Below are 8,388 nucleotides of genomic sequence, written 5' to 3'. Positions count from 1 at the left end.
TCTGCTTGCTGAGAAGCTATTTATCGACTTGCAGAAAACAATATGTATCTGCAAGCCTAGCCCTTGAGTTATTATTCAAAAATCAGCTGCCTGATGTATTCATTTCAGATGAGGCTGAATAGTTACGCTGAAATAAACATATGGGAAAAGGATGTATGAGATTTCATATAGCAACCGGTGAGGAAAATTCTATTTTATGAATTGTCTTTTTAAGTTATCCAAAATAGGCTCAAGCCAACGGACGATATTACGATAGGTACTTAATATGGATAATTATCAAATCACTTTAACGGCTCAGTTATTTAAACAGCGGATTATAGTTTCACGTAGATTTTTAGCTTTAATAGGCTTTGCAACATGGGCGTTCATGCCAATGGATAAGTATCGTGTAATATCATCTTTCATAACATTAGCTGTTAAAGCAATTATTGGAATATTTGCGATTGCTTTATCGCTATCGTTACGAATAATTTTACTTGCCTCAACCCCATCCATAATAGGCATATGAATATCCATCAAAATAATATCGTACGATTGGGATTTCACGGCTTGAATACATTCTAGTCCATTGTCGACCAAATAAATTTGAGCATCCGCATTTTCTAGTATGTTTGTAACTATTAGTTTATTGATCGAGTTATCTTCCACAACTAATATTTTGATACCTGCTAGCGGCTTTTCACTTACTGAATTTACTACAGGCACTTCATTCAGAGAGCCTACTACTTTACTTTCAATCGCCTCATACAAAACACTCGTGTATACAGGTTTCTGCAAAATAGTTTTTATACTTACTTTTTTGGCTCCATTATTTAGTAAACTTTCATCACTCATTATAAGCACAATAGTGTTGGCATAAAGTTGAGGGTTAATATTAAAAATGCGTATTAAAAAAGTTTCGCTACTCATTGATGGCATTGCCCAGTCGACAATAATAACTTTAAATTTCTCTTTATTGTGTTCAATAATATCAATAGCTTGTTTAGCAGATTGACAGGCCGTACATGCTAGCCCCATAGCCGTTAGCTGATTCTCAATTACCTTAAGATCATCTTCATTATCATCTACAATTAGTACTTCAAACGCACCAGTAAAAGTTAGGTTAGGAGTATCATCAATTAACGCTTGGTTATTCAGTTTCACCTTAATTGAAGCTATAAATTCACTACCTACACCTTGAGTGCTTTTTACCGTTATATCTCCCCCCATCGATTGGCATAAACGCTTACTTATAGTTAAGCCTAAACCTGTGCCGCCAAACTTCCTGGTTGTAGAGCTATCAGCTTGAGTAAAAGATTCAAATAAATCGGCAAGGCTTTGCTCGGCAATGCCAATACCTGAATCTTTAACAATAAAATACAAACAAACACTCTTAGGATCGGCTAATGATCTTTTTGATTCTATTAATACCGATACAAAGCCCTGTGTAGTAAATTTAATTGCGTTAGAGCATAAATTTAGCAGTACTTGGTTTATTCGAACTACATCACCAATTAAATTGAGTTTGACCTCTTCACCAATGACAATATCAAATGTGATCCCTTTGCTTTGAGCTAGCTCATCAAAAGTTGCTTTGATGTAGTCAACAACCGAATTTACAGAGAAAGGAAATTCTTCAAGGTTAATGTTTCCAGACTCAATTTTTGAAAAGTCTAAAATATCGTTAATAACTACAAGGAGTTGATCTGAAGAATATTTAATTTTATTTAAATAATGCTCATATTCCCCAGGCAAACCTTTTTCGAGCAAAATGTTGGTTAAGCCAATAATCCCACTCATAGGCGTTCTAATTTCATGACTCATATTTGCTAAAAATTCAGACTTAGCGGATGTCAGCTTTTCGGCCTCTTCTTTAGCTTGCAACAGCTCTTCAGTACGCTGATCAACGCGAGACTCTAATCTTTGCTTTTCTTCATCAAGTTCTTTTAAAAGTTGAATGCGGCGTTGATTTAAAAACAATACGAAAACTAAAAAGCTGCTAAGAATAAAAATAATCGCAGTAGTGCTGTAAATTAATGTTTTATTTTGCTCAAAATAGGTTGGCTCGTAATAAGATATAATCGACTTTTCTGGCAAGCTTTGTGGAGCTATATCGAACTTGTTTAATTGACGCCAATCGTAAGCATAAACACTTAGTTCTTCACCACTGATTGCACTTAGGCTTTTATTTTCATTGTATAAAATTATCGAATCGGCAATACGTGCGCCTATTTTTTCACCCGACAACACATACCCACCAACAACACCTGAGCCTAATAGTACCTCCCAATAACTAAAAACGGGCGCTGAACTTGCTTCAGCTAATCGCTCTACTAGCTGATAAGGGCTAAGAGATTTATTATCGTAATACCTGAAAATGGGTGTAAACAATATAATTGAATCATCTGGCGCATTTTTTATTCTAGTGAGTAGCTCTGGCATTGAAAGATCAAACCACTTTTCTACGTCTAAATACGAAAAGTCACGGTTAATAACCGAAAATAGCCCTCGATAAAAGCTGATCCCAATATCATTTTTTGTATCTAATATAACGATTAATTTTTTAGGCTTCATTAAATTAACAGCGCTTGCTGTTGCTTGCGCGTAGTCTAATTTAGCTTGGATCACAGCTCCATTGGTGCTTTCAGGTAAACTAAATTGAGCGCCTGGTTCTAAATATATTCTTGGAGCATTTATAAAAAAATCATCTAATTGCGATAAAAGTACAGCTGCAGAAGGCGACTGAGTAACAATGATATCTATGTGCTTATTTTTATATTTTTGCTTAAGGTAGTCCTTCATTAACTGTTTTTGATTTGCTTCATCAAAGCGGTTTACATCCATATTTTCAACGAAGAGTTCATAACTAAAAGAACGTTCTATAAGTTTTTTACGCAGTCCAGAATCAACACTTTTGTGCCAAGGCATATCTTGGTTTGTTGAATTTATAAATAAAACATGAGTGACATTTGAAGAAGATTGAGCGTTTGAAATTGGACTCAAAAATTGAAAAACAAGAAATAAAAATAAGATATTAGTTTTCATGTTTCTCATTGTGTAATCAAGGTAAAAGTCTTTTAATGGTAAGTGTTAACGATATATATATCAATTAAAGGTAATGTAAACTTCACCATAATTTAACATGCTTACTAATACTATTTCATTTTATTGCTTAATGACGATATTCATTGATAGTTCTTGGGTGTCCTCACTAAACAACCCGTATAAAAAAGCCCCGTATGAACGGGGCCTTTCTGTAATAAATCTTTACACTGTAAAGGTTGGGACACTAGAATGGGATATCGTCGTCAAAATCAATGGTCGGTTCCATTGGGTTTGATGCACCACCTTGCGGGGCGTTTTGCGGTTTAGGAGCGAAGCCACCTTGCTGTTGTGGGGCACTTTTTTGCTGTGGTGCATAACCACCTTGCGGCTGATATTGATTACTTTGCTGCTGTGGTGCTGGAGCCGGTTTTGGTTGTGCTGCTGGTGCGGCTTGTTGCTGTGGATTATAGCCACCTTGCTGTGCGCCTTGACCTTGGTTATTTTGACCGTAACCACCACTTTGTTGACCACCTTGCGGCTGATTACCTTGGTAACCACCACCTTGTTGGCCGCCTTGATTACCTTGGTAACCACCGCTTTGCTGATCGCCACCGCGTGCACCAAGCATTTGCATTTGGCCTGTAAATCCGTCAACTACAATTTCAGTTGTGTATTTTTCTTGGCCTTGTTGATCGGTCCACTTACGTGTTTGAAGTTTACCTTCAACATAAATTTGTGAACCTTTACGACAATATTCACCAACAATTTCAGCTAATTTGCCAAAGAATACAACACGATGCCACTCAGTTTTATCAACCATTTGGCCAGTGTTTTTATCTTTATAGCTATCCGAAGTTGCTAAGGTAATATTTGCTACACCGTTACCGTTAGGCATATAACGAACTTCAGGATCTTGCCCTAAATTACCAACCAAAATTACTTTGTTCACACCGCGTGCCATGGAACCATCTCCTATAAATGTTAGATTAAACCAGCGACTTTACGCGCTTGGTCTAGGTCAAATTCTTTATCATTAATCTTTAAATAGCTGCGACTTTCATCGCGAACCACAGTTGCTTCTATTACGCCAGGTAAAGCAACTAACTGAGAAGCAAGTGTTTGAGCATGCTCTTCAGAATCTAATTTGGTCATTAAACTAATAACTTTACTTTTGGGTGGGACTTGCATTTTCCACGCAATAATAAGCCATATTAACCCAACAAGTGCCGCTGCCGCAAACACAGCTTGCGTCGTTGTCGTTTGTGCTACATAACCACCTAACATACCGCCTAAAAAGGCGCCTAAAAACTGACTAGATGAGTAGCCACCCATTGCTGAACCTTTTTGGCTTGCAGGTGCTATTCGCGATACAAGCGCAGGCATAGTGGCCTCTAAAAAGTTAAACGCCACAAAATAAAGCAGCATACACACAGCAATGCCTACTACACTATTAACCCATACCGACATTGCTAACATACTAATAGTTAACAAGGCTACTGAGCCAATAAACGCTTGTTTTTCTTTCTCTTTTTTAATGGCCACAATCATTATTGGAACCATTAATAAGAATGCTAAAAATAGCACTGGAATATATAAATACCAGTGATGGTCTGCAACCAAGCCATCTTTAATTAACTGGCTCGGCAGTACGACAAATATAGTGGTTAGTGTTAAATGTAATAGCAATACACCTGCATTTAATCGTGCTAACTGAGGGTGCTTAATTAGTTTTTTAATGTCGCTAAAGCTTGCTAATGTATCACCTTTGGGTGCTTTATTTACCGCATTTGGCACTAGCATGGTCACTATAAATATACCAAAAACAGCTAAAATAGCAGTCAACCAAAATACACCAGCAATACCCCACGAAGCAGCAACAATTGGCCCAAGTAACATAGCAAAGGCAAAGCTCATTCCTATGCTCATACCAATAACAGCCATTACTTTTGGTCGTTGCTCATCGCGGCTTAAATCTGAGGCAAACGCAAGTAGCGCACTGGCTATTGCGCCCATACCTTGTAGAGCGCGGCCTACGGTAACCATTTGAATAGAGTCAGCTAATGCAGCAACTACAGAGCCAATAGCAAATACGACTAAGCCACCAACAATAACCTTTTTACGACCAATTTTATCGGATAAGCGACCCATAGGTATTTGTAATACGGCTTGCGTTAAACCATACGCACCAATGGCAAAACCAATCCAAATAGGCGAAAAACCTTCAAGCGATTGTCCATAAATAGCCAATACAGGCATCAGCATAAACAAGCCGAGCATTCTAAATGCAAACACACTCGCCAGCGATACTGCGGCGCGCTTTTCTCGTGAATTAAGTGAAGATGCGGTCATTATCTGCGTGATCTTACTCTATGAAAAATTGAGGTTGGGATTCTACCATAAGCTTGGCAATAATTAATCGCCTATAAGTAAGGATTTTTCATTGATCAAGGATTAATATTGCTTCGTATTATGCGATACTGAGTAAATAATTTTGGTAATAAACGAGATAGCATGGAAAACATTGAAGTCCGAGGCGCCCGTACGCATAATTTAAAAGACATCAGCCTAACCATCCCACGTGATAAATTAATAGTTATTACTGGTCTATCTGGTTCGGGGAAGTCATCACTTGCATTTGATACACTTTATGCAGAAGGACAACGCCGGTATGTTGAATCACTCTCTGCGTATGCAAGACAATTTTTATCGCTTATGGAAAAGCCTGATGTAGATCACATCGAAGGCCTCTCTCCTGCAATTTCTATTGAGCAAAAATCAACGTCTCACAACCCACGCTCTACGGTGGGTACTATTACCGAAATTTACGATTATTTACGACTTATGTTTGCCCGCGTTGGCGAGCCACGATGTCCTACACATGATTTACCACTTGCTGCGCAAACAGTGAGCCAAATGGTAGATACTGTTTTGGCACTGCCTGAGGGCAGTAAATTAATGCTGCTTGCGCCTATAGTAAAAGAGCGTAAAGGTGAGCATGTTAAGTTATTAGAACAGCTATCGAGCCAAGGTTATATTCGCGCCCGTATAGATGGTGAAGTATGTGACTTGTCTGATCCACCAACACTTGAGCTTCATAAAAAACATACTATAGAAGTAGTTGTAGACAGATTTAAAGTAAAAGATGGTTTACAACAACGCCTAGCAGAATCGTTCGAAACCGCACTTGAAATGTCTAATGGCGTGGCACATGTAGCATACATGGATGATAGCAGCGCTGAAGAAATTCTATTTTCAGCAAACTTTGCCTGCCCTACTTGTGGCTATGCAATGACTGAACTAGAACCGCGTTTGTTTTCGTTTAATAACCCTGCTGGTGCGTGCCAAACCTGTGATGGTTTAGGTATACGTCAATATTTTGATCCTAATCGCGTAGTGCATAACCCAGAGTTAAGCCTTGCTGGCGGTGCAATTAAAGGCTGGGATAAACGCAGCTTTTATTACTATCAAATGCTACAAGCCGTTGCTGAGCATTATAGTTTTAATTTAGATGTACCTTATCAAGATTTAGACAGCGACTCGAAAAAAATTATTTTAGATGGCTCTGGTAGCACTAAAATTGCGTTTAATTACCGTAACGACCGTGGCGATTTAATTACGCGTAACCATGAGTTTGAAGGCGTTTTAAATAACATGAATCGCCGCTACCGCGAGACCGAGTCAAACTCTGTACGCGAAGAACTTGCTAAATACCAAACAAGCCAAGCATGTCCTAGCTGTAATGGCTCGCGTTTACGCGAAGAATCTCGAAATGTATTTATTGGGCAAACCAACTTACCTGCAATCACGTGCATGAGTATTGGTGAAGCTATGGAATTTTTTGAAGGGTTAACGCTAACCGGACAAAAAGGCCAAATAGCTGAAAAAATACTAAAAGAAATTCGCGACCGTTTATCATTTTTGATTAACGTTGGCCTAAATTACTTATCACTTGAACGTAGCGCCGACACACTATCAGGTGGTGAGGCTCAGCGTATCCGCTTAGCGAGCCAAATTGGTGCCGGCCTTGTAGGTGTAATGTACGTACTAGATGAGCCATCTATTGGATTACATCAACGCGATAACGACCGCTTGCTACAAACACTGGTCCATTTACGCGACTTAGGTAACACCGTTATTGTAGTAGAGCACGATGAAGATGCTATTCGTGCCGCTGACCATATTATTGATATTGGCCCAGGCGCGGGTGTCCATGGTGGGCATATTATTGCTCAAGGCACACGCGACGATATTTTAGCAAGCAAAGAGTCTGTTACGGGCCAATTTTTATCTGGCGTACGTAGAATAGAAATACCAAAAGAACGTCATCCAACGAACGACAAGTGGCTAGAGCTATTTGGCGCAACGGGTAATAATCTTAAAAATGTAGATCTAAAAATCCCATTTAGTTTAATGACTTGTGTGACAGGTGTATCGGGCTCGGGTAAATCAACGCTAATAAACGACACTTTATTTAAACTTGCTCATACAGAGTTAAATGGCGCAACCACTGCCGAAGCGGCACCGTATAAATCAATTAGCGGTTTAGAGCATTTTGATAAAGTGATCGATATTGACCAAAGCCCGATTGGTCGTACTCCGCGTTCAAATCCGGCAACCTATACAGGTATATTTACCGGTATTCGTGAGTTATTTGCAGGTACGCAAGAAGCGCGCTCACGTGGCTACAAAGTAGGTCGCTTTAGCTTTAACGTTAAAGGCGGACGCTGTGAAGCCTGCCAAGGTGACGGCTTAATTAAAGTTGAAATGCACTTTTTGCCTGATGTGTATGTACCGTGTGATGTATGTAAGAGCAAACGCTATAACCGCGAAACGCTCGAAGTACAATACAAAGGTAAAAACATACACCAAGTGCTTGAGATGACTGTTGAAGACGCTCATGATTACTTTGATAAAATACCGGCTATTGCCCGTAAACTTAAAACGCTGATGGACGTCGGTTTATCGTATGTTCGTTTAGGACAAGCCGCTACTACTCTTTCAGGTGGTGAGGCGCAACGTGTAAAATTAGCGCGCGAGCTATCAAAGCGTGATACAGGTAAAACGCTCTACATATTAGATGAACCAACAACAGGCTTACACTTTGCTGATATTGAACAGCTGCTTGTTGTACTTCATCGTCTGCGCGATCACGGCAATACAATTGTTGTTATTGAGCACAACCTCGATGTTATTAAAACAGCAGACTGGGTTATCGATTTAGGACCTGAAGGCGGTGCTGGCGGTGGTGAAATACTCATTGCAGGCACACCAGAAGAAGTAGCCGAATGTGAGCGTTCACATACAGGGCATTACCTAAAACCTCTATTAAGTAAATAGAGGTTTTACTTACTCATCATAAGAAAA

4 protein-coding genes are annotated in these 8,388 nt (G+C 39.3%); 1 reads left to right on the top strand and 3 read right to left on the bottom strand.

From position 1 onward, the window contains the following. Positions 1-294: 294 nt before the first annotated feature. The 3 genes from H4J63_RS15000 to H4J63_RS14990 all read right to left on the bottom strand — a co-directional run bounded on the left by H4J63_RS15000 (position 295) and on the right by H4J63_RS14990 (position 5,373). Positions 295-3,024 carry a response regulator gene (locus tag H4J63_RS15000; protein ID WP_182197344.1) on the bottom strand — a complete coding sequence of 910 codons (2,730 nt, stop codon included), beginning with the start codon at positions 3,022-3,024 and terminating at the stop codon, positions 295-297. Between the two features lie 244 nt (positions 3,025-3,268). Further along, positions 3,269-3,985, bottom strand: coding sequence for a single-stranded DNA-binding protein (gene ssb / locus H4J63_RS14995; RefSeq protein ID WP_024598062.1), 717 nt, complete (start codon positions 3,983-3,985; stop codon positions 3,269-3,271). 20 nt (positions 3,986-4,005) lie between these two features. Continuing rightward, positions 4,006-5,373 carry an MFS transporter gene (locus tag H4J63_RS14990; protein ID WP_010553785.1) on the bottom strand — a complete coding sequence of 456 codons (1,368 nt, stop codon included), beginning with the start codon at positions 5,371-5,373 and terminating at the stop codon, positions 4,006-4,008. Between the two features lie 162 nt (positions 5,374-5,535). On the opposite strand from H4J63_RS14990, the gene uvrA reads away from it, so the two are divergent. After that, positions 5,536-8,361, top strand: a complete 2,826-nt coding sequence (uvrA, locus tag H4J63_RS14985; protein ID WP_182197343.1) for an excinuclease ABC subunit UvrA — start codon at positions 5,536-5,538, stop codon at positions 8,359-8,361. Positions 8,362-8,388: the final 27 nt, after the last annotated feature.

It is taken from the genome of Pseudoalteromonas sp. 5Ae-yellow, assembly GCF_014077565.1.
In the GTDB taxonomy this organism is placed as follows: domain Bacteria; phylum Pseudomonadota; class Gammaproteobacteria; order Enterobacterales; family Alteromonadaceae; genus Pseudoalteromonas.
The sequence above is the reverse complement of the archived record's forward strand: the minus strand, read 5'-3'. Positions and strand labels throughout refer to the sequence as shown.